This window comes from Massilia sp. R2A-15 (genome assembly GCF_030704305.1).
Classification (GTDB): Bacteria; Pseudomonadota; Gammaproteobacteria; order Burkholderiales; family Burkholderiaceae_D; genus JAFCUW01.
The window spans coordinates 2,323,681-2,344,159 of the sequence record NZ_CP131935.1 but is presented as its reverse complement, the minus strand read 5'-3'; the positions used below and the strand labels follow the sequence as shown (position 1 = coordinate 2,344,159).

Here is a 20,479-nt window from a genome sequence, read left to right as displayed (position 1 = left end):
GTGCGATGACGACGCTGTCACAGGTGATATTTTGATAGAGTTTTAAACGGCAGGACGTTTCCTGGGGTGAAATTATTTGCGTATTTTACCATTTCCGCGATTGAACTTTAACAAAAAGTCAACTACGATTAGTGCTTACGGGCGCTTTAGTAATAAACGTGGGAGGGGACGATGGTTGAAATGGCTCAACTCGTTAGACTCGTGGAAAGCAAGGACGAAACGAACTGGCACAATGCGTTAGTCGACGTCGCCAGTTCGCTCGGCTTCGATTCGGTTATGTGCGCGGCGGTACCGTCGAAACACGCCGGCGTCGAGTCATCGTTTGTGCACAGTAATTATTCGCTGGAATGGCGAAGTCATTATCTTTCGGCGAAACTATATGAAGTCGACCCCACTGTTACTCACTGCAGGCGCAGCGTTTTGCCGCTAGTCTGGGAACCGGAAACTTTCATCCAGCATCGTCAGATTGAACTGTATGAAGAGGCAAGCGGCTTCGGAATTCGCGCTGGCGTCACGTTTCCTATGCATGGTAGCAATGGCGAAGCCGGCCTGATTAGCTTTGCAACTGACGCGCTGCCGGGCGGGAGTTTCACCGATCGACTTGTCCACTATATGGCTGATCTGGCGCTAGTGCGCGATTATGCCTTCGAATCGGCCTTGCCTTTCATTCACGGGCGGGCCAGCGCAGAACCCGTGCCGCATATGACCAAACGAGAACTTGAAGTACTCAAGTGGATCATGGCCGGCAAATCGTCATGGGAAATTTCGCGCATCACGAGCTGCGCCGAAGCGACTGTGAATTTTCACATTTCCAATATCCGTCAGAAATTCGGCGTGAACACGCGTCAGCAGGCGATCGTCAAAGCGATCGCCCTTGGCATGATCACGCCAGAAGATCCCCATCGCTGAGCTTGCCGCTGGTGTACAGTCGAATCAGCAACGCGACTGGCGGTGGCACTCCCAGCCCTGTTTCGAACCGGCTCCCGCTCGACTGGGTGACGCCGAAGCGGGCCCAAAAGGTTGCCTGGCTCTCCCGCTTGCTGATTCTTAGCTGGCGCAAGCCTATTTCTTCGTGGACACGGACCGGCGCCGCGCATGCATCGTTAGCCGCGTACGTGAATTCGTTCGTCACGGGCTGCAGGTTGTTGTCGTGGTCCATTTCATCTCCCTCGCTTGAAACCCGCAGTATTTCACCGACCCGAGTTCCTTCCACCTATCAACTCTGATAGTTATGCAAATGCCATATTTGGCCGATTCTGAATGCACGTTGCATAACTTATTAGACACAAGGGGGGGCCGAAAATGTCAATGCAAATCCAAATCGCCGCGCGCCGGGAATTCAAATCTCTGGATCTCTGGGAAATGCACAAGCTGCGCGCCAAAGTGTTCAAGGATCGCAAGGGTTGGGAGGTGCCAGTGATGAGTGGCATGGAAATCGACGGGTACGACGCGCTCGATCCGTACTACATGATGATCCGCGAACCCGGCGTTGAGACGCTGCGCGGCTGCTGGCGCCTGCTTCCGACGGAAGGTCCCTACATGCTGAAAGACTCCTTTGCCGAACTTTTGCATGGCGAAGCGGCCCCGGTGGATTCCCGCATCTGGGAGCTGAGCCGGTTTGCCATCGAGACCGACTGCGATTCAGCCTACAAGGTGTCGCAGATCACCATGGAGTCGTTCGCCGCGATGACAGAGTATGGGCGTAAACACGGAATCGAACGGTTCGTGACCGTGACTACAACATCGCTCGAACGGTTGGTGACGCGCGCCGGCTTCGTGACCGAGCGCTTGGGGCCACCGGTGCAGATCGGCATCGAGAAGGCGGTGGCGCTCTATATCGACGTCGATGCTACCTTTGACGTGTTGAACCAGTACCGGCTCGCCGCTTGAGTCACCGCCAGGGGGGCAGGCAGCCGCCAGCCGCGCCCCCGATTTCCTACATCACATCAGATCCGGCGGCGAGACGTACATGTTTGCTGGCAAAAATGCCACATGACATGGTTTCCCGAAGTTATTAATAGTATCCTTGATCGGAGCGCGGCGCCTTCCAGTAAATGCGCCCTCAGAGCCGGCGCCGCGCGACTCTCCGACAAGGTACGACAATGACGCAAGCGATCAAGCGCAGCATTCGCAGCACGGTTGCCGGCAACGCGCCGGCGCAGCTCCTGTTCTGGGGAGCCGGCGCCGCTTTTTCGCTGCTGGTGGCGGTGGCCATGTATGCGATGGCGGTGCGTACCGTCGAGGAAGAAGCGCGCCAGCGCTTCGACAGCATTGCGCGTTGCGCCCAGGTGGCCCTGGAGGCGCGCCTTGAAACCTTGCACCAGTTGGGGCGTGGCGCCGCGGCGCTGTACGAGGCCGCCGACGCGCCACTGACCCGCGCCCAGTTCCAGCGCTATGTCGATTCGCTGGAGCTCGCGCGCCGCTTCCCGGCCGTCGAACGGATCTCGCTCTCCGTGGATGGCCCCGCGCAGCAGATTGGGATCGACATCCCCGGCGTGCCCCCGGCGCCGGCGCGCGCGCATCGGATGGGGATAGAACTGCCGGTGGTCCGGCGCGGCGTGGCGGAAGGCGCCGTCGGCATCGACTTCGGTGTGTCCCGCCTGGCGCAGGAGGTCATCGACCAGGTCGCGGTGCCGGGACTGGAGATGGCGCTGTATTCCGGAGTCGGTGAGGCAAGCCTGCTGTTCGGCGACAGCGACCCGCGCGCCACCAGCTTCGAGAAGGTGCTGCCGGTGGACTTCAACGGCAGCGCGTGGCGGGCCCGATTCAGCATGCGCAGGACCGACCTGTACAACCGTTTCGACAAGGTGTTCCCGCTGGCGGCGCTGCTGGGCGGGCTGGCGTGCAGCCTGCTGGTCGCCGTTTCCTTTATTAGGATGTACTGGTCGCGGCGCGAGCAGTTCGAACAGCGCCACCTGCTCGACACGGTGCTCGACACGGTCGAGGCGCACGTATACATGAAGGACCGCGAGCGCCGCTATACCTATATCAATGCGCGCACCGCCGAGGGGATGGGGCGCCGGCCCCACGAAGTGATCGGCAAGCTCGATCGCGACGTGCTGCCCGGGGCGCTGGCCGATGCCTATTGGGAGCAGGACCGCCAGGTGATCGAGTCCGGCGTGCACCAGGCCGGCCAGCACCAGTTCACCCAGCTCGATGGCCAGGTGCGCCAGTTCTGGACCGTCAAGGTGCCGGTGATACGGGCCGGCGAGGTGTGCGCCGTGATCGGGCTGTCGACCGACGTCACCGAGCTCGATAAGCTCAAGGCGCAGGCCGACGCCGCCAATCTGGCCAAGAGCAACTTCCTGTCCAATATGAGCCACGAGATCCGCACGCCGATGAACAGCATTATCGGCATGGCGCACCTGGCTCTCAAGTCGGTCACCAGCCCGAAGCAGCGCGACTATCTCGACAAGATCTACCATTCGAGCCAGCACCTGATGGGGATCATCAACGACATCCTCGACTTTTCCAAGATCGAAGCGGGCAAGCTGGAACTCGAGGCGGTCGATTTCGGGCTCGGCACGCTGATGCAGGACATCGCCAACCAGCTCGGCGACGCCGCCGCGGCGCGCGGCCTGGCGCTCAAATTCGACATCGCGCCGGCCTTGTCGCACCAGCTGCGCGGCGATCCGCTGCGGCTCGAGCAGGTGCTGCTCAATTTCACCGGTAACGCCGTCAAGTTTTCCGAGAACGGGATCGTGCATATCCGGGCCTGGCCGTTGCAGGAATCCGACAACGACACCCTGGTTCACTTCGAGGTGCAGGACGGCGGCATCGGCATGACGCCGGCCGAAATGGGGGAGCTGTTCAAGTCCTTCCACCAGGCCGACCCATCGACCACCCGCAAGTACGGCGGCACCGGGCTTGGGCTGGTGATCAGCAAGCAGCTCGTCGAGCTGATGGGCGGCAGCGTCGGGGTCGAGAGCACGCCCGGCTTGGGCAGCACCTTCTGGTTCACCGCGCGCCTGGGCAAGGGCGTGAGCTTCATGCGCGCCGGGCCGGAACCTGTGCCGCAGGGAGTGCTCGACCAGGTCGCCGGCGCATCGGTGCTGCTGGTCGAGGACAATGTATTCAGCCAGCAGGTCGGGCAGGAGCTGCTGGAGGAGGCCGGCGCCAGCGTGGTCGTCGCCAACAACGGCAAGGAGGCGATCGACCTGATGCTGCGCCAGCGCTTCGACTGCGTGCTGATGGACCTGCAGATGCCGGTGATGGACGGTTTCGAGACGACCCGCATGATCCGCAGCGACCCGCGCCTGCGCGACGCGGTGGTGATCGCTCTGACCGCCAACGCCGGCCGCGACGACCAGGACCGCGCGTTCGCCGCCGGAATGAACGAATTCGTCACCAAGCCGACCTCGCCGAACCAGCTGTTCGAGGTGATCGCGCACTGGATGCGCAAGTGCCCGGTGCGCGCCGAGCCGGCGGCGCCGGTAGCGGCGCCGGAGCCTGCGCCGGCCGCCGAGCCATCGGGCATGCTCGACATGGCGGCGCTGGCGCTCACGTTCGGGTCCAACCCGGACAAGATGCGCAAGTACGCCTTCATGTTCCTCGACGCCGCGCGCGACGGCCTGGCCGACGCCGGGGAGGCGCTGGCGCAGGGCGACCTGGAACGCGCGGCCGACATCGGCCACCGGCTCAAGGCGTCGGCGCGTGCCGTCGGCGCGATGGACTTCGCCCACTTGTGCGCCCGGCTCGAGCAGCAGCGGGTGGGCGGCGCCCTGGCCGACGCCGGCGCGCTGCTGGAGCGGCTGGCCGCATTGCGCGAGGAGCTGGTGCAGCACATGGCGCTGGAACTGGGAGAAGCGGCCGCCGGCTGACGGCGGCCCTACCGCCGCAGCCTTAAAAATAGTATGCTGTGGCGCTGCCGACCCGGCGCCTTAACGGAACACCATGGCATCTCCCGTCACACCCGGCCTTCTTATCCTGCACGGTAACCAGATGGAGCAATTGCGCGCCGCCGTATTCGGCTGGCTGCGCAACCATCCGCTGGCGCCGCTCGAGTCCGAGATCGTGCTGGTGCAGTCGAACGGGGTGGCCGAATGGCTAAAGATTGCGCTGGCCGAGGAGGCCGGCGTGTGCGCCGCGACCCGCGTGGCGCTGCCGGCGCGCTTTTTGTGGGAAGCCTACCGCGGCATGCTTGGCGCCGAGCGGGTGCCGAAGCGATCGCCTTTCGACAAGGGACCGCTGACCTGGCGCCTGATGCGCTTGCTGCCGGCGCTGCTGTCCGATCCGGTATTCCTGCCGTTGCGCCACTTCCTCGGCGACGGCGACCCGGAGCGCCGGCTGCAGCTGGCCGAGCGCCTGTCCGACCTGTTCGACCAATACCAGGTGTACCGCGCCGACTGGCTGGAGGACTGGGCCGCAGGCCGCGACGTGCTGCGCGGCGCGCGCGGCGACGAAATCGCGCTGCCGGCGGACCAATGCTGGCAGGCGCAGCTCTGGCGCTCCGTCAACGACAGCCTGCCGCCCGCGCTGCGCCAGTCCGGCCGCGCCACCATCCACCGCGAATTCGTGCGCGCCGGCGAAGAAGGGGCCGCGCCCGCCGGCCGCCTGCCGCGCCGCGTCGTCGTTTTCGGCATTTCCGCGCTGCCGTACCAGACCCTCGAAGCGCTGGCGGCGCTGTCGCGCCATTGCCAGGTTTTGCTGGCGGTGCCCAATCCCTGTCAGTTCTTCTGGGGCGACATCATCGAAGGCCATGCGCTGCTCAAGGCGGAGCGCCGGCGCCAGCGGCCGCGCGAGGGACACGACCTGTCGGGCATCCCGATCGAGGACATGCACGCCCATAGCCATCCGCTATTGGCGAGCTGGGGCCGGCAAGGGCGCGACTTCGTGCGCATGCTCGACGAATTCGACAGCGAGGCGCAGGGCCGCTTCGAGAACATGCGGGTCGACCTGTTCAGCGAGGGCGAGGGCCAGACCCTGCTCGGACAGGTGCAGGCGGCCGTGCGCGACCTGCTGCCGCTGTCGGAGCACAATTACGCGCTGAAAGAGGGCGACCGCTCGATCGAGTTCCAGGTCGCCCACAGCGTCCAGCGCGAAGTCGAGGTGCTGCACGACCAGCTGCTGTCGTGGTTCGGCGCCGATCCATCGTTACGTCCGCGCGACATTGTGGTGATGGTGCCCGATATCGACACCTTCTCGGCCGCGATCCACGCGGTGTTCGACCAGCACAAGCGCAGCGACCCGCGCTTCATCCCGTTCGAGATCGGCGACGTCAAGGACCGCAGCGTCAATCCCTTGCTGGTGGCGCTGGAGTGGCTGCTGCGCCTGCCGCAGCAGCGCTGCCGCCAGAGCGAGGTGCGCGACCTGCTCGACGTGCCGGCGCTGGCAGCGCGCTTCGGGCTGGAGGGCGAGGATCTGCCGACGCTGGGCCACTGGATCGAGGGCGCCAGCGTGCGCTGGGGGCTGGACCAGCAGCACCGCGACGGGCTGGGGCTGGGGTCGGCCGGCGAGCAGAACGCCTGGATCTTCGGCGTGCGGCGCATGCTGCTCGGGTATGCGAGCGGCGCCGGCGCCAGCTTCGGCGGCATCGAACCGTATGCCGAAGTGGGCGGGCTCGATGCGGCGCTGGCCGGCTCGCTGGCCCAGCTGATCGAAACGCTGCTGGCCTGGCGCGCCACGCTGGCGCAGTCGCGCACGCCGGCCGAATGGGGCGAGCAGGCGCGCGCGCTGCTGGCGGCGTTCTTCGACGGTTCCGACGAAGCCGACCGGCTCACGCTCGGCCAGCTCCAGGAAGCGCTGCAGAACTGGCTCGAAACCTGCGAGAACGCCGAATTTTCCGAAGCGGTGCCGCTGGCGGTGCTGCGCGAAGCCTGGCTCGGGGCGCTCGACGAACCGACCCTGAACCACCAGTTCGTCTCCGGCGGCGTGACTTTCTGCTCGCTGATGCCGATGCGCGCGGTGCCGTTCCGGGTGGTGTGCCTGCTCGGCATGAACGACGGCGACTTCCCGCGCCGCGCCCGCCAGGCCGACTTCGACCTGCTGGCGCTGCCCGGCATGGCGCGTCCCGGCGATCGTTCGCGCCGCGACGACGACCGCTACCTGATGCTCGAAGCGCTGCTGGCGGCGCGCGACAAGCTATATATAAGCTGGGTGGGGCGCAACGTGCGCGACAACAGCGAGCAGCCGGCGTCGGTGCTGGTGTCGCAATTGCGCGACTACCTGAAGGCCGGCTGGAACGTCGACCCGCATGCGATGACGACGGAGCACGCGCTGCAGCCGTTCAGCCGGCGCTATTTCGAGCGGGGCGGCCTGCTGACCTATGCCGGCGAATGGCGCGCCGCGCACGCCGAAGCGATCGCCGCTGGCGACGCGGTGCTGCCGCGGTTCGAACTCGAGAGCGGCTACCAGTTGAAGCTGGCCGAACTGGCCAACTTCCTCCGGCAGCCGGCACGCTATTTTTTCCGGCGCCGGCTTGGCGTCTGGTTCGCCGACGCCGAGGAGCTGGGACAGGACGAGGAACCGTTCGCCCTCAATGCGCTGGAGCGCTACTTCCTGGAAGACAGCCTGCTAGACGATTCGGCGGCGGAGCCTGAGGAAAATGTGCGCGCCGCACTGGCTGCACGTGCGGAGCGGCTGGCGCGCGAAGGCGTGCTGCCGATCGGGCAGGCCGGCCGCATCTGGCAGGAAGACCTGGTCACGGCCCTGGTGCCTGTGCGCACCGCATGGCTGGCGCTGAACGCGCGCTTTCCGGACAGCGCGCCGAAGCAGGCGATCGGCCTGGAGTTCGACGGCGTCAAGCTGGATGACTGGATCGACCGCCTGCGCACCAATGGCGAGGAAACGGCGTGGCTGATGCAGATCTCGTCGAAGGTGCTGGACAAGGACGGCGCGCCGCGTGGGGACAAGCTGATCGGTCCGTGGCTGCGCCAGCTCGCGGCCGCGGCAGCCGGCCAGCCGGTGGCCGGGCACCTGGTCGCGCGTGATGCGGTAGTGGCGATGGCGCCGCTCGACCCCCAAGAAGCGCGCACTGAACTGGCCGCGCTGGTGGCGCTGTGGCGGCAAAACCTCGACCAGCCATTGACGGTGGCGTGCAAGACCGCGCTGGCGCTGCTGCGCGAAGGCGACGCGCGCGCCACCTACGATGGCGGCTTCCAGATCGGCGGCGAGGTCGAGGACCTGTGCCTGGCCCGCTTATGGCCGGACTTTGCGGCGTTCAGCGCGAGCGGCGAATGGCTTGAGACGTCGCAGGCGCTGTATGGGCCGCTGGCCTACTGGCTCGGCGCCCACATCGCCGTCGCGCCGCTCGGCAAGGAGCCGGCATGAGCGAACTCCTGAAGCCGATCGATTTTCCCCTGCACGGCTCGCGCCTGATCGAGGCCAGCGCCGGCACCGGCAAGACCTGGACCATCGCCGCGCTGTACGTGCGGCTGGTGCTCGGGCACGGCGGCGACGCAGCCTTCGCCCGTGCGCTGCTGCCGAGCGAAATCCTGGTGATGACCTTCACCCGCGCCGCCACGCGCGAACTGTCGAACCGCGTGCGCGAGCGGCTGATCGAGGCGGCCGCATTTTTCCGGTCGGAAGATCCGCCGGCCGATCCTTTCCTGACCCCGCTGGCGCTGTCGTATCCTGGCCACGCCGAACGCCAGCAGGCAGCGTACCGCTTGGTGATGGCGGCCGAAACGATGGACGAAGCGGCCATCTTCACCATCGACGCCTGGTGCCAGCGCATGCTGCGCGAGCATGCGTTCGACAGCGGCAGCCTGTTTGACGAGGAACTGGTCAGCGACGAGCGCGCGCTGTTCGAGGACGCTGCGCACGATTACTGGCGCCAGAACGTCTACCCGCTGAACGATGAGGCGCTCGGCGCGCTGATGGCGTGCTGGAACGATGTCGGCGTGCTCAAGCAGTCGGTGCGCGACCTGGTCGCCCGCGCGGGCGCGCTGGGCGACACGCCGGACGAACCGCTGGCAAAGCTGATCGAACGGGTGGAGCGGCTGCGCAAGGCGGAGCTGGCGCGGCTCAAGGAAGGCTGGGGCGAGCGCGCCAACCAGATGGAGCGGTGGATCGCCGCGCAGCGCGAGATCGCGCCGAAAGCCTTCAACGGCAACAAGATGCGCGCCGACTCGCTGGTAAAGTGGTTCGACGCACTGCGCGCATGGGCCGCCGACGCCGGCATGCTGATGCCCGACCTGACGCCGTCGGCGTGGAAACGCCTGACACCGGACGGTATCGAAGACGCGTTCAGCGCCGGCTTCTGCGCCGAGGTTCCCGGCTGCTTCGAGGCGACCGCCGGCCTGCTTGCGGCCCTCAAGGCGATCGAGCCGCTGTCGCATTCCCTGTACCGCCACGCGGCGTCCAGCATTGCGAGGCGCATGGCGGAGCTGAAGATGCGCAGCCGCCAGTTCGGCTTCTCGGACATGCTCGACCGTCTGAAGGCCGCGCTCGAAGGGCCGAACGGTGACGCGCTGCGTAGCCGCATCGCCGCGCAGTACCCGGTCGCGATGGTGGACGAGTTCCAGGACACGTCGCCCGACCAGTACGCGATTTTCAACCTGCTGTACCGGGTAGCCGACAACGACCCGGCGCACGGCCTGTTCCTGATCGGCGACCCGAAGCAGTCGATCTACGGCTTCCGCGGCGCCGACATCCACAGCTATCTGTCGGCGCGCCGCGCGACCGAAGGCCGCCACTACAAGCTGGGCACCAATTACCGCTCGACCCGCGCGCTGGTGGGCGCGGTGAACCAGCTGTTCCTGCACGCCGAAAACTGCCATGCGGCGGGGGCATTCCGGTTCAGGAAGGGCGACGTGAACCCGCTGCCGTTCGACGAGGTGGACGCCAACGACCGCGCGCAGCGGCTGGTCGGAGTGGCGGGGCCGTACCAGGCGCTGGCGATCTGCAGCTCCGACCGCGAGGACATGCGCGCGGCCGACTACCGCGAGTTCTTCGCGCATCACTGCGCCGAGCATATCGTGGAAATGCTCAACGATCCCGGGGTCGGCTTCGAGGAGAACGGCGCCTTCACCCGCCTGGCGCCGGCCGACATCGCGATCCTGGTGCGTGACCGCAAGGAAGCGGCGGCGATCCGGCGCGCACTGGCGCAGCGCGACGTGAAAAGCGTCTACCTGTCGGACAAGGACTCGGTGGTCGAGAGCGACGAAGCGGCGGACGTGCTGCGCTGGCTGCACGCGGTCGCCAATCCGCTCGACGGGGCCCTGGCGCGCGCCGCCTTCGCGACCCGCACCGCGGGGCTTTCGCTGGCGGCGCTGGCGCGCATCTCGTCGGACGAACTGGCATGGGAAGAGCGCGTGGAGCAGCTGAAGGCGCTGCACGTGGTCTGGCAGCGCCAGGGCGTGCTGGCGATGCTGCGCCGCTTCGTGCACGAACTGAATCTGCCTTCGACCCTGCTGGCCGAACCTGGCGGCGAGCGCCGCCTGACCAACCTGCTGCACCTGGCCGAACTGCTGCAATCGGCAAGCGGCGCGCTGGACGGCGAGCAGGCCCTGATCCGCTGGTTCGCCGAACAGGTGGCGGGACTGGGCGAGGGCGGCGACGAGCGCGTGCTGCGGCTCGAGAGCGACGCCGAGCTGGTGAAGGTCGTCACGGTGCACAAGTCGAAGGGCCTCGAATACCCGCTGGTGTACCTGCCGTTCGCCGTCACCGCGCGCAAGACCGACCGCCGCAACCGCAGCTTCTTCGAATATGCGGACGAAGATGGCGAACGCCGCGTCGACCTGGCGCTGTCGGACGAGGCGCTGGATGCGGTCGACCGCGCGCGGCTGGAGGAAGACCTGCGCCTGCTGTACGTGGCGCTGACCCGCGCCCGCCATTTCCTGTGGCTGGGGGTGGCGGCGATCGCCGCCCGCAAGGCCGGAGAGAACCAGCTGCACGAATCGGCGCTCGGCTACCTGCTGGGCGGCGGCGACAAGATCGCGGCGGCCGACATGAACGGACGGTGGGAGCGGCTGCGCGGCGACGTGGAGGCGATCGAACTGAAGCCGCTGGCCGCGCCGGAAGGCCTGACGCGGCTCGCGCGCGCCGAAAACCTGCCGGAGCTGGGCCCGGCGCCTGCCTTTACCGGGCGCTTCGAGCGCAACTGGTCGGTCGGCTCGTTCACATCGCTCACGCGCCAGACCGGCGTGGCGCCGATGCGCTCGCAGGAAGAAACGCTGCTCGAGGAAGAACCACCGCAGGCGCCGCTGCGCACCGACGACGCGCCGTGGCACCGCTTCCCGCGCGGCCCGGTGCCCGGCAATTTCCTGCACGAGCAGCTGGAATGGATGGCGCAGGAAGGCTTCGCGCGGGTGTCCGAGGAAGGCTTCGATGCCCGCCTTGGCGCGCGCTGCGAGCGTGCCGGCTGGGCCAACCGCAAGGAAGACGCGATCGAATGGCTGCGCGCGGTGGCGACCACGCCGTTGCCGCCACTGGGCGCGCCGCTGGCGGCGCTGCAGGGCGTGCTGCCCGAGATGGAGTTCTGGTTCCCCAGCCGCCACCTGGACAGCATCGCGCTCGACCAGCTGTGTGCCGATGCCCTGCTGGACGGCGTGGCGCGGCCGGTGCTGCCGGAGCGCCAGCTGCACGGCATGCTCAAGGGTTTTGCCGACCTGGTTTTCGAGCACGAAGGCCGCTTCTGGGTGCTCGACTACAAATCGAATGCGCTGGGCGCCGGCGACGCCGCCTACGGCCAGCAGGCGATGGCGGCCGGGATGGCGGCGCACCGCTACGACATCCAGGGCGCGATCTACATGCTGGCGCTGCACCGCCTCCTGCGAAGCCGCCTGGGCGACGATTACGATCCCGCGCGCCAGCTGGGCGGCGCGGTGTTCCTGTTCCTGCGCGGGATCGCCAACGCGTCCACGCGCGGCTGCTACCTGCTGCCACCCGACCTGGAACTGCTCGATGGCCTGGACCGGCTGCTTGGCGACGAAACATGATGACTACTGACCTGGCGCCCCTGTGGGCGGAAGTGGATGCGCTGACCGAAGCGGGGGAATTGCGCCGGCTGTCGGGCGCCTTTGCGCGCTTCATCGGCTCGGTCGGTGACGCTCCCGCGCCGCTGATGCTGGCCTGCGTGCTGCTGTCGGAACTGGAGGGGCGCGGCCACAGCTGCCTGATGCTGGGCGAACTGGCGGCCGACCCCTGCGCGCTGATGGGATGGAGCGAGGAGCAATGGCAGGCGCTGGCGGCGGCCGCCGGGCCGCTGCCGAAAACGGCCCGGGCGTGGGCCCAGCTGCTGGCCGGCGCCAGCCAGGTGTGGCACGCGGGCGAGTTCAGTTACGACGAGCCGCTGGTGCTCGATGGCGACCGGCTGTACCTGCGCCGCTACTGGCGCGACGAGATGACGGTGGCGAATACGATCGGCGCGCGTGCACGCGAGGTGCGCGAGGTGAACGGCGCCAGGGTGCGCGAGTGGCTCGACAAGCTGTTCGCGTCGCATCGCGAGGCTGACAAACCGGACTGGCAAAAGCTGGCCTGCGCCATCGCCGTGCGCGGCTCGGTGGCGATCATCACGGGCGGCCCCGGCACCGGCAAGACCTACACGGTGGCGCGCCTTTTGGCGCTGTTGTTCGCCACCGCGCCCGACGCGGCGGGCCAGCGCATCGCCCTGGCGGCGCCGACCGGCAAGGCGGCCGCGCGGCTGAAGCAGTCGATCGACAAGGCGCTCAATGAACTGGCCGGCAAGGTGGGCGGCGACCTGGCGCTGAAAGACCTGACCGCGCGCATGGGCGCGGCGCGCACGCTTCACAGCCTGCTCGGCGCGCGGCCCGACACCCGGGCCTTCGCCCACCATCGCGGCAATCCGCTCGACGTGGACGTGCTGATTGTGGACGAGGCCTCGATGGTGCACCTGGAGATGATGGCGGCGCTGCTGGACGCTCTGCCGCCTGGCGCCAGGCTGGTTCTGCTGGGCGACAAGGACCAGCTGGCGTCGGTGGAGGCGGGCGCGGTGCTGGGCGACCTGTGCCACGACGCGCAGGCCGGCGGCTACGACGGCGCCACACTGGCCTACGCGCGGGCCGCGAGCGGCGAGACCATCCCGCCGGCATTTCTCGGCGGCGCAGGCGCGCTGGCCCAGCAGACCGTGATGCTGCGCCACAGTCGGCGATTCGGCGGCCCGATCGGCCAGTTGGCGCTGGCGGTCAACGCCGGCGACGTGGGGCGCGCGGAAGCAGTGCTGCGCGGCGGCGCCGAGGGCGTGCGCTGGATCGAGCACGCGCAGCAGGCCCACGTGCTGCAGCTGGCGATCGACGGCTACCGGCCTTACCTCGAAACGATCAGGGGCGGCGACCCGAAGGCCGTGCTGCAAAGTTTCGAGGCGTTCCGGATCCTGTGCGCAGTGCGCGAAGGCGAGTGGGGCGTGGCGGGCCTGAACGAGGCGATCGAGCAAAAGCTGGAAGCGGCGCGCCTGATCCGCCGCCGCGGCGAATGGTACGTGGGGCGCCCGGTCATGGTGACCCGGAACGACTACGGCACCAAGGTTTTCAACGGCGACATCGGGCTGACGCTGGCCGACCCTGCGCGCCCGGATTCGCTGCGTGTGTACTTCCTGGAGGGCGACGAGGTGCGCAGCGTGCTCGCGACCCGCCTGCGCCACGTCGAGACGGCGTACGCGATGACGGTGCATAAATCGCAGGGATCGGAGTTCCGCCACACGGTGCTGGTGCTGCCGAAGTCGGGCGGGGGGATGCTGGCGCGCGAGCTGGTCTACACCGGCATCACGCGGGCCAGCCAGGAGTTCACGCTGGTGTCGCCGGCCAGCGCAGTGCTGGCCGAAGCGATCGGCCGCAAGACGCAGCGGGCCAGCGGGTTGAGGACGATGCTGGAGAGGTGAATCAAGATGGGGTCAGGTCCGCAGGACCAGACCCCGTCATTTGGGGTCGCGGCATTCGCGCCGGCGACAAAACCGGGGTCAGGTCCAGCGGACCTGACCCCATCGATCTTACACGCGGCGGTGGCGCGGCTTGAGGTGCTTGGAGCCGCGGGTGCGCATCGCCGCCTTGACGATGCGGCCTTCGCCGCGGCCGGCGTGGGCGAGCTGCGCGTCTTCGCCACCCATCAGGCGGCGGATCGACAGCGCGTCGAAGGCGCGCACGGACGATGCCCGCGCATTCAGCAGCACCAGCGTGGCGTGCTTGCCGGCCGCCTTGATGCGCATGATCAGGCAGCGGCCCGCTTCTTCGGTGTAGCCGGTCTTCGACAGGCCGATGTCCCAGCCCTTGGCGCCGACGAAGCGGTTGGTGTTGTGGTACTCGACGCCGCGGCCGTTGATGTTGATGATGTCCTTGGCGTCGGTGGTGATGCGGGTGATCTCCGGATAGGCCGACGCGGCGACGGCCATCTTGACCAGGTCGGAGGCGGTCGACTTGTTGTTCGGCGACAGGCCGGTCGGCTCTTCGATCACGGTCTGGGTCATGCCCAGCGCGGCGATCTTGGCCTTGACGGCGGCCTTGAATGCCTCGGTGCCGCCCGGGTAGGTGCGGCCCAGCGAGGCGGCGGCGCGGTTATCCGACGACATCAGCGCCAGTTGCAGCACGTCGCGGCGCGAGATGGTCGCGCCGACCGGCACGCGCGAGGTGCTGTGCTTGAGCATGTCGACGTCCACCTTGTCGATCGAGATCGGCGCGTCGAGGTCGGGCTTCGAGTCCAGCACGACCATCGCGGTCATCAGCTTGGTCAGCGACGCGATCGGGACGATGGCGTTGGCGTTTTTCTCGACCAGGACCTTGCCGGTGTCGTCCTCGACGACGAGCACCGATTGCGATCCGAACGGCGCGGCGACGGCAGCGGCGGTGGAGATCGACAACAGGACGGTGGCGAACAGTTTTTTCATGTGGGCGTTTTCGTGGAGTGCTGGTTCAATATCGGGCGCCAGGGGCGAGGGCGCTGCGCTGATGCTGAAAATAATCTGGCTATGGAGCAACTAACTATTGCGGGAAGATATCATCCAATTTGGGGTGTGTCTATGGCGCACAAGTCGAATCGTGTCTCAACATGTAAATTTCATGGAAAAAAGGCCCTGCGCACTGCAGAGCCTTTCGAAACTGACAAGCGGAAACGGTGAAAACTATTTCGACTGATAAATCTTGTCGAACTCGCCGCCGTCGTCGAAGTGCTTCTTCTGGGCCGCTTTCCAGCCGCCGAACAGCTCGTCGACGGTAAACAGCGCGATCGGCTTGTAGTTGGCCGCGTACTTCTTCGCCACCGCCGCCGAGCGCACGCGCATGAAGTGTTTCGCGCCGATTTCCTGACCCGCTTCAGAGTACAGGAAGTTCAGATAAGCCGTCGCCTCCTTGCGGATGTTGCGCTTGTCGACGACCTTGTCGACCACGGCGACCGGCGACTCGGCCAGGATCGAGGTCGGCGGATACACCACCTCGAAGTTGTCGCCGAATTCGGCGCGCACCAGCTGCACTTCGTTTTCGAACGTCACCAAGGCGTCGCCGATCTGGCGCTGGGTAAAGGTGGTGGTGGCGGCGCGCCCGCCGGCGTCGAGCACGGGCACGTTCTTGAAGATCTTGCCGACCAGCTCGCGCGCCTGCGCTTCCGTGCCGCCCTTTTTCTTCAGCACCGAGCCCCACGCCGCCAGGTAGGTGTAGCGGCCGTTGCCGGCGGTCTTGGGATTGGGGATCACAACTTTCACGCCCGGGCGGGCGAGGTCGTCCCAGTTTTTGATCTGCTTGGGATTGCCTTTGCGAACCAGGAACACCATGGTCGAGTAATACGGCGCGGCGTTGTTCGGGAATTTTTTCGCCCAGTCCGCGGCGACCAGGCCGCGGTCGGCCAGCATGTCGATGTCGTTGGCCTGGTTCATCGTCACGACCGACGCTTCCAGGCCGTCGGCCACCGAGCGCGCCTGCTTGCTCGAGCCGCCGTGCGACTGCTTGACGACGACCGTCTCGCCGGTCTTCTGCTTGTAGTCGGCGATGAAGGCCGGGTTGATGTCCTTGTACAGCTCGCGCGCCACGTCGTAGGACACGTTGAGCAGTTCGACTTCGGCGGCGCCGGCGGCGAACGGCGCGGCAAGGGCGCCCAGGGTCAGGGCGAGGATCCAGCGGCGAAGGGGAGACGGGCGGGTGATTGTCATTATTTTCTCGCGTGTTTGGTGTTGTGGAAACTGAACAGCATGGTCTAGAATTTCCGCCAAAAACGGAACAACAGTTTTTCTATATGCTTAGACGGCAATGTTGTAGCGCAACCTCAGGCGCGCGGCTCATCAGGCAAAGCACGCGGCTTTCCGGTATAGTCGTTGTATGCATCTTGAAGCTTAGCAACACCTTTTTCCCGAAATCATTGCGTTATTGTTCATGAGTCCAGTCATCCGTCCTGCCGCACCCGACGACGCCCCGGCGGCATGCACCGTGCTGCGCCGCTCGATCCTCGAAAGCTGCGCCGCAGACCATCGCCACGACCAGGCCAGGCTCGACGCCTGGCTGGGCAACAAGACTCCCGCGCAAGTGGTCGCGTGGATGAGCGCTCCCGCCAATCATATGCTCGTTGCCGAGCGCGATGGCGCACTGGTGGGCGTGGCGCTGATCACGCAGGGCGGCAAGCTGTCGCTGTGCTACGTGCTGCCCGAGGCGCAGCATTGCGGCGTCGGCAAGGCCTTGCTGGGCGCGGCCGAGGCCAAGGCGCGCGAATGGGGCGTCGGCGTGCTGCGCCTGCACAGCACCACCGCCGGCAGCGGCTTTTACGCGCGGCATGGCTACGTCAACGCCGGCAAGGACAAGACCTGCTACGGTCTCGAGTGCGAGGTGTTCTGGAAAAAGCTCGACGCCGAGCCGGGCGCGGCGGGCACCCCGGGCAAGCGTTTCTGCAACTGCACCGGTTCCTGATTACACATCTGTTCAATTTGCTGTCGTGCACAAGCGCCTTGCGTTATAGTGGGCGCCTCGAATTGATGAGTTAGATATGGCTTCGCGCAGAGAATTCCTTCACCACAGTGTTTGCCTGTCGGCGCTCGGCGCGCTGGCCACCCCGCTGATCGGCTGCGCCCACGCCAGCACCGCCAGAACGGTCGCGGCGAAATCGTCCGGCCGCAGCGTCAGCCGCGCGGCAGCGCCATCGCCGTCGCGTCCGGCCGAGACGACCGAGCTGGCGCCGCCTCCCGACATCTTCGACGCCCAGGTGCTCGACCTCGACTTCTGGCTCAAGCCGCGCACGCTGACCCTGATCCGCCCGCAGAGCGGCGAGAAAACGAAAGTGCTGTACTGGCGCGACGGCGAGGTGATCGACTCGGCCTACCAGGAGCTGTGCCACATCATGCGGGACGTCAACGGCAAGGAAACCGCGCCGATCGACCCGAAACTGTTCGAAACGCTGTGGGGCACCCAGGCCTTCGTGGCGCGCTACGGCATCGAGCAGCCGCTCGAGATCCTGTCGGGCTACCGCACCGCCAAGTCCAACAACCGCCTGATCGAGCAGGGCATTCCGGCGGCGCGCCAGTCGCTGCACATCGAAGGCAAGGCGGCCGACATCCGCATCGCCAGCCTCAATTCCGAAGTGCTCGGCGGCCTGGTGCGCAGCTTCCGCCAGGGCGGCGTCGGTTTCTATTACCGCGAAGGCCCGAAGGGCGGCTGGATCCACGCCGACACCGGCCTCAAGCGCACCTGGAAGGGCTGAGGCGGGCCCGGCAAAACTCGCGCGCAGCCTCCTTGTCTAACCGGTTGCCCGGATTCGGGCTCACTGGTCATTACACGAGGAGGTAGCGATGGCAACCCTGGACATGCCCACCACCGACCGCCGCCATATTCCCGAGCGGCGTCACGCCTTGCCGGCCGAACGGTACGGCTGGAAAGTTTCGGCGATCGATTACATTGCGCTGGCCCTGCTGGTCATTGGCGGCCTGAACTGGGCGTGCGTGGCCCTGTTCAACGTCGATGCGGTCGCGACCCTGTTCGGCGCGCAGAGTCCCGCGACGCGGCTGATCTATTCATTGGTGGGAATCGCGGCGCTGTACACGGTCTACTTTGCCGCCAGGATGGCGCGGCGGCCGCATTGAGCTCAGGCTGTCGTACCGCTTCCGGCAGGTACGACAGCCGCAACCTGGTGCGGGGCCGAGGAATCGAACCTCGTTTTCAGTCTCGGGCGACTGGGCTTTACCAATAAGCGAACCTCGCAACTGCATCCTAATGCCGAATTGCCGATGCGCAATTAAGATGCGTCAAAACAATATAGATTTCCTCACTGAATTTAGTCATATTGATAGGGTTTGACCGGGACGGCATCGTCATGCTGGTTTTCCTGGTCTTTCATGTCAACCAGGTGGTCCCACCAGATGTACCAGCCGCGCCGCTTGTCGGCGATGATTTCCGGGTGCTCCACCATGTAGTTGTCGATGAATTTGTCAAATTCTGAAACATAGCCGCCGTGGCGGACACGATAATCCGCAGCCTTCGCTTTCATAATTCCTCCTCTTGGCACATGTTTGACCTGGCGCAGCGGTTCCGCTCGCCCAAGGCTATCCTTCCGCGTCCATGTACTGCACGGCGGAAATGCCGTACGATACGCGCCGTCACCAGCTTATTTCGAACCAGGTAATGAATCAAGAATCGCACGAACAGGCGCCGCGCTTCCGGCCCGTCCGCTGGACCGCCCTGGAAACGCCGCAGGATGTGGAACTGTGGATCGACGAACACAACCGCAGCCTGCTGGAGCACATCGGCCCGCAGGAAACCGGCTACGGCGTCTGCTTCACGCTGGCCATCGGCGGCACCATCACGATGCAGACCAGCGGCGACGCGATCTTGCTCGACGTGGACGCCGACGCCCAGTGGGTGGCGCCCCTGATTGTCGCCGCCACCGGCGCCGAGCCGCCCGCCGGCCAGCTGTGGGTGCTGCCGGAAGACCGGCTGGTGCAGCTGATCCTCGGGCTGTCGAGCCTGGTCGAGAGCACCATCCTGGTCAGCGGCCACAAGTTCGGCGCGCGCAATCGCAGGATGGCGGCCTGACGCACCTCCAAATACTTGACTAGTCAACCTTTTTCCAGGCGAACCCTCATGGTCTCATCCCCGTTCCGTCGTCACGCCCTGAAAACCGCCGCCGCACTGCTGGCGGCAAGCCTGGCGCTGCCGGCCCTGTCCGCCGACCTGCTCGACAGCGCCAGGGCGCGCGGCACCCTGCGCATCGCGATGGAAGGCACGTATCCGCCGTTCAATTTCAAAGACCAGAAGACGGGCGAGCTGGCCGGCTACGACGTCGACGTCGCGCGCCTGCTGGCGGCAAAACTGGGCCTCAAGCCCCAGTTCGTCAGCACCGAGTGGGCGGCCATTCTGGCGGGCCTGGGCGCCGGCAAGTACGACGTCATCATCAGCCAGGTCGGCATCACGCCCAAGCGGCTGGAGGCTTTCGATTTTTCCGACCCGTACACCTATTCCAGCCCGCAGCTGATCGTGCGCAAGGACGAAAAGGCGCAATACGCCTCGCTGGCCGACCTGAAGGGCAAGAAAGTCGGCGTGGGGCAGGGCAGCGTGTTCGAGCAGCAGGCCAGGGCAGTGCCCGGCATCACGGTGAAGAGCTACCCGGCGGCGCCCGAGAACCTGCAGGACCTGGCGTTCGGCCGCATCGACGCCGCCCTCAACGACAGCCTGATGGTGTCCTACCTGCTGAACAACTCGCAACTGCCGATCAAAGCCGGCGCGCGGGTCGGCGCGATCGAGCGCACCGGCATCCCGTTCCAGAAAGGCAATCCGCAATTCAAGGCGGCGCTCAACAAGGCGCTGGCCGAGGCGGCCGCCGACGGCAGCCTAACGAAGATATCGGTGAAATGGTTCGGCGCTGACGTCAGCCGTCCCGCGCCTTGATGGACCTGCTTGCCCTGCTGCGCGAGGCCGCGCCGGTCATGCTGACGGGCGCCGGCTACACCCTGGTGTTCGCGCTGGCCTCGATGCTGGGCGGCCTGGCGCTCGGCTTTCCGGTGGCCGTGCTGCGCATGTCGCCGTACGCGGCGCTGCGCTGGCCCGCGACGCTGTACGTGAGCGTGATGCGCGGCACGCCGCTGCTGGTGCAGATCTTCGTCATCTATTACGGCCTGCCCAGCATCGGCATCGAATTTACCCCGGTGACGGCGGGCATCCTGGCGCTGTCGCTGAACGCCGGCGCCTACCTGTCGGAAAGCCTGCGCGGCGCGATCGACAGCATCGGCGCCGGCCAGTGGCGCGCCAGTTTCAGCCTGGGCCTCGGCTACTGGCAGACGCTGGGCCACATCGTGCTGCCGCAGGCGCTGCGGGTGGCGGTGCCGTCGATGAGCAACACCTTGATCAGCCTGATCAAGGACACCTCGCTGGTGTCGGTCATCACCATGACCGAGCTGATGCTCTCGACTAAGGAAGTGATTGCCACCACCTTCCGCCCCTTGCCGCTCTACATCGCCGCCGCGGCGCTGTACTGGTGCATGAGCCTGGCGTTCGAAAGCGTCCAGCGGCGCGCCGAGCGGCGTTTGAACAGAGCCCATCAATAAACTCGACAGCGCGGCCGCGCGCGTGCTAGTCTTGCCGGTATAGCAACGACGACCGAATTTCTAACGCCTGCGAGGGGT

Annotated in this window: 16 protein-coding genes and 1 tRNA gene; 12 read left to right on the top strand and 5 right to left on the bottom strand. The window is 66.3% G+C overall.

What is annotated here, in order from left to right:
• Positions 1-171 precede the first annotated feature (171 nt).
• On the top strand, positions 172-909 hold the full coding sequence (locus Q4S45_RS10725) for a LuxR family transcriptional regulator (RefSeq protein WP_305511749.1): 738 nt from the start codon (positions 172-174) through the stop codon (positions 907-909).
• Here the strand turns inward: Q4S45_RS10725 and Q4S45_RS10720 are convergent.
• Positions 884-1,159, bottom strand: a complete 276-nt coding sequence (locus Q4S45_RS10720) for a DNA-binding transcriptional regulator (RefSeq protein WP_305511748.1) — start codon at positions 1,157-1,159, stop codon at positions 884-886. The genes Q4S45_RS10725 and Q4S45_RS10720 overlap by 26 nt on opposite strands.
• A gap of 143 nt (positions 1,160-1,302) precedes the next feature.
• Between Q4S45_RS10720 and Q4S45_RS10715 the strand changes: the two genes are divergently transcribed.
• From Q4S45_RS10715 to recD, 5 genes are all read left to right on the top strand, one after another.
• The gene (locus Q4S45_RS10715; protein WP_305511746.1) at positions 1,303-1,890 is read left to right on the top strand and encodes an acyl-homoserine-lactone synthase; all 588 of its coding nucleotides are present in this window, start codon (positions 1,303-1,305) and stop codon (positions 1,888-1,890) included.
• A gap of 212 nt (positions 1,891-2,102) precedes the next feature.
• On the top strand, positions 2,103-4,820 hold the full coding sequence (locus tag Q4S45_RS10710; RefSeq protein ID WP_305511744.1) for an ATP-binding protein: 2,718 nt from the start codon (positions 2,103-2,105) through the stop codon (positions 4,818-4,820).
• A 73-nt stretch (positions 4,821-4,893) separates the two neighbouring features.
• Complete coding sequence (gene recC / locus Q4S45_RS10705) at positions 4,894-8,268, top strand: exodeoxyribonuclease V subunit gamma (RefSeq protein WP_305511742.1); 3,375 nt, start codon at positions 4,894-4,896, stop codon at positions 8,266-8,268.
• On the top strand, positions 8,265-11,879 hold the full coding sequence (recB, locus tag Q4S45_RS10700) for an exodeoxyribonuclease V subunit beta (RefSeq protein ID WP_305511740.1): 3,615 nt from the start codon (positions 8,265-8,267) through the stop codon (positions 11,877-11,879). The genes recC and recB overlap by 4 nt, the downstream gene beginning before the upstream one ends.
• Positions 11,876-13,777 carry an exodeoxyribonuclease V subunit alpha gene (recD, locus tag Q4S45_RS10695; RefSeq protein WP_305511739.1) on the top strand — a complete coding sequence of 634 codons (1,902 nt, stop codon included), beginning with the start codon at positions 11,876-11,878 and terminating at the stop codon, positions 13,775-13,777. Before recB ends, recD begins: the two co-directional genes overlap by 4 nt.
• 108 nt (positions 13,778-13,885) lie before the next feature.
• Here recD and Q4S45_RS10690 read toward each other — a convergent pair whose 3' ends face one another.
• Together Q4S45_RS10690 and Q4S45_RS10685 are read right to left on the bottom strand one after the other, a co-directional pair.
• A complete protein-coding gene (locus Q4S45_RS10690) occupies positions 13,886-14,776 on the bottom strand; it encodes a serine hydrolase (protein WP_305511737.1) in 891 nt (296 codons plus the stop codon).
• Positions 14,777-15,010: 234 nt separating this feature from the next.
• On the bottom strand, positions 15,011-16,030 hold the full coding sequence (locus Q4S45_RS10685) for a sulfate ABC transporter substrate-binding protein (protein WP_305511736.1): 1,020 nt from the start codon (positions 16,028-16,030) through the stop codon (positions 15,011-15,013).
• A 220-nt stretch (positions 16,031-16,250) separates the two neighbouring features.
• On the opposite strand from Q4S45_RS10685, the gene Q4S45_RS10680 reads away from it, so the two are divergent.
• The 3 genes from Q4S45_RS10680 to Q4S45_RS10670 all read left to right on the top strand — a co-directional run bounded on the left by Q4S45_RS10680 (position 16,251) and on the right by Q4S45_RS10670 (position 17,944).
• Complete coding sequence (locus tag Q4S45_RS10680; protein ID WP_305511734.1) at positions 16,251-16,778, top strand: GNAT family N-acetyltransferase; 528 nt, start codon at positions 16,251-16,253, stop codon at positions 16,776-16,778.
• A 76-nt stretch (positions 16,779-16,854) separates the two neighbouring features.
• The gene (locus Q4S45_RS10675; RefSeq protein ID WP_305511732.1) at positions 16,855-17,565 is read left to right on the top strand and encodes a DUF882 domain-containing protein; all 711 of its coding nucleotides are present in this window, start codon (positions 16,855-16,857) and stop codon (positions 17,563-17,565) included.
• 88 nt (positions 17,566-17,653) lie between these two features.
• Positions 17,654-17,944, top strand: a complete 291-nt coding sequence (locus Q4S45_RS10670; protein WP_305511730.1) for a DUF378 domain-containing protein — start codon at positions 17,654-17,656, stop codon at positions 17,942-17,944.
• Between the two features lie 45 nt (positions 17,945-17,989).
• On the opposite strand, the gene Q4S45_RS10665 is transcribed toward Q4S45_RS10670, so the two are convergent.
• Both Q4S45_RS10665 and Q4S45_RS10660 read right to left on the bottom strand, forming a co-directional pair.
• Positions 17,990-18,062: transfer RNA gene (locus Q4S45_RS10665), tRNA-OTHER, on the bottom strand.
• 73 nt (positions 18,063-18,135) lie between these two features.
• Positions 18,136-18,348 carry a DUF3460 family protein gene (locus tag Q4S45_RS10660; protein ID WP_305511728.1) on the bottom strand — a complete coding sequence of 71 codons (213 nt, stop codon included), beginning with the start codon at positions 18,346-18,348 and terminating at the stop codon, positions 18,136-18,138.
• Between the two features lie 134 nt (positions 18,349-18,482).
• Between Q4S45_RS10660 and Q4S45_RS10655 the strand changes: the two genes are divergently transcribed.
• From Q4S45_RS10655 to Q4S45_RS10645, 3 genes are read left to right on the top strand one after another with little or no spacing between them, the layout of a single operon-like run.
• The gene (locus Q4S45_RS10655; protein WP_305511726.1) at positions 18,483-18,893 is read left to right on the top strand and encodes a hypothetical protein; all 411 of its coding nucleotides are present in this window, start codon (positions 18,483-18,485) and stop codon (positions 18,891-18,893) included.
• A gap of 48 nt (positions 18,894-18,941) precedes the next feature.
• The gene (locus Q4S45_RS10650; RefSeq protein ID WP_305511724.1) at positions 18,942-19,745 is read left to right on the top strand and encodes a transporter substrate-binding domain-containing protein; all 804 of its coding nucleotides are present in this window, start codon (positions 18,942-18,944) and stop codon (positions 19,743-19,745) included.
• On the top strand, positions 19,745-20,401 hold the full coding sequence (locus tag Q4S45_RS10645; RefSeq protein ID WP_305511722.1) for an amino acid ABC transporter permease: 657 nt from the start codon (positions 19,745-19,747) through the stop codon (positions 20,399-20,401). Before Q4S45_RS10650 ends, Q4S45_RS10645 begins: the two co-directional genes overlap by 1 nt.
• Positions 20,402-20,479 lie beyond the last annotated feature (78 nt).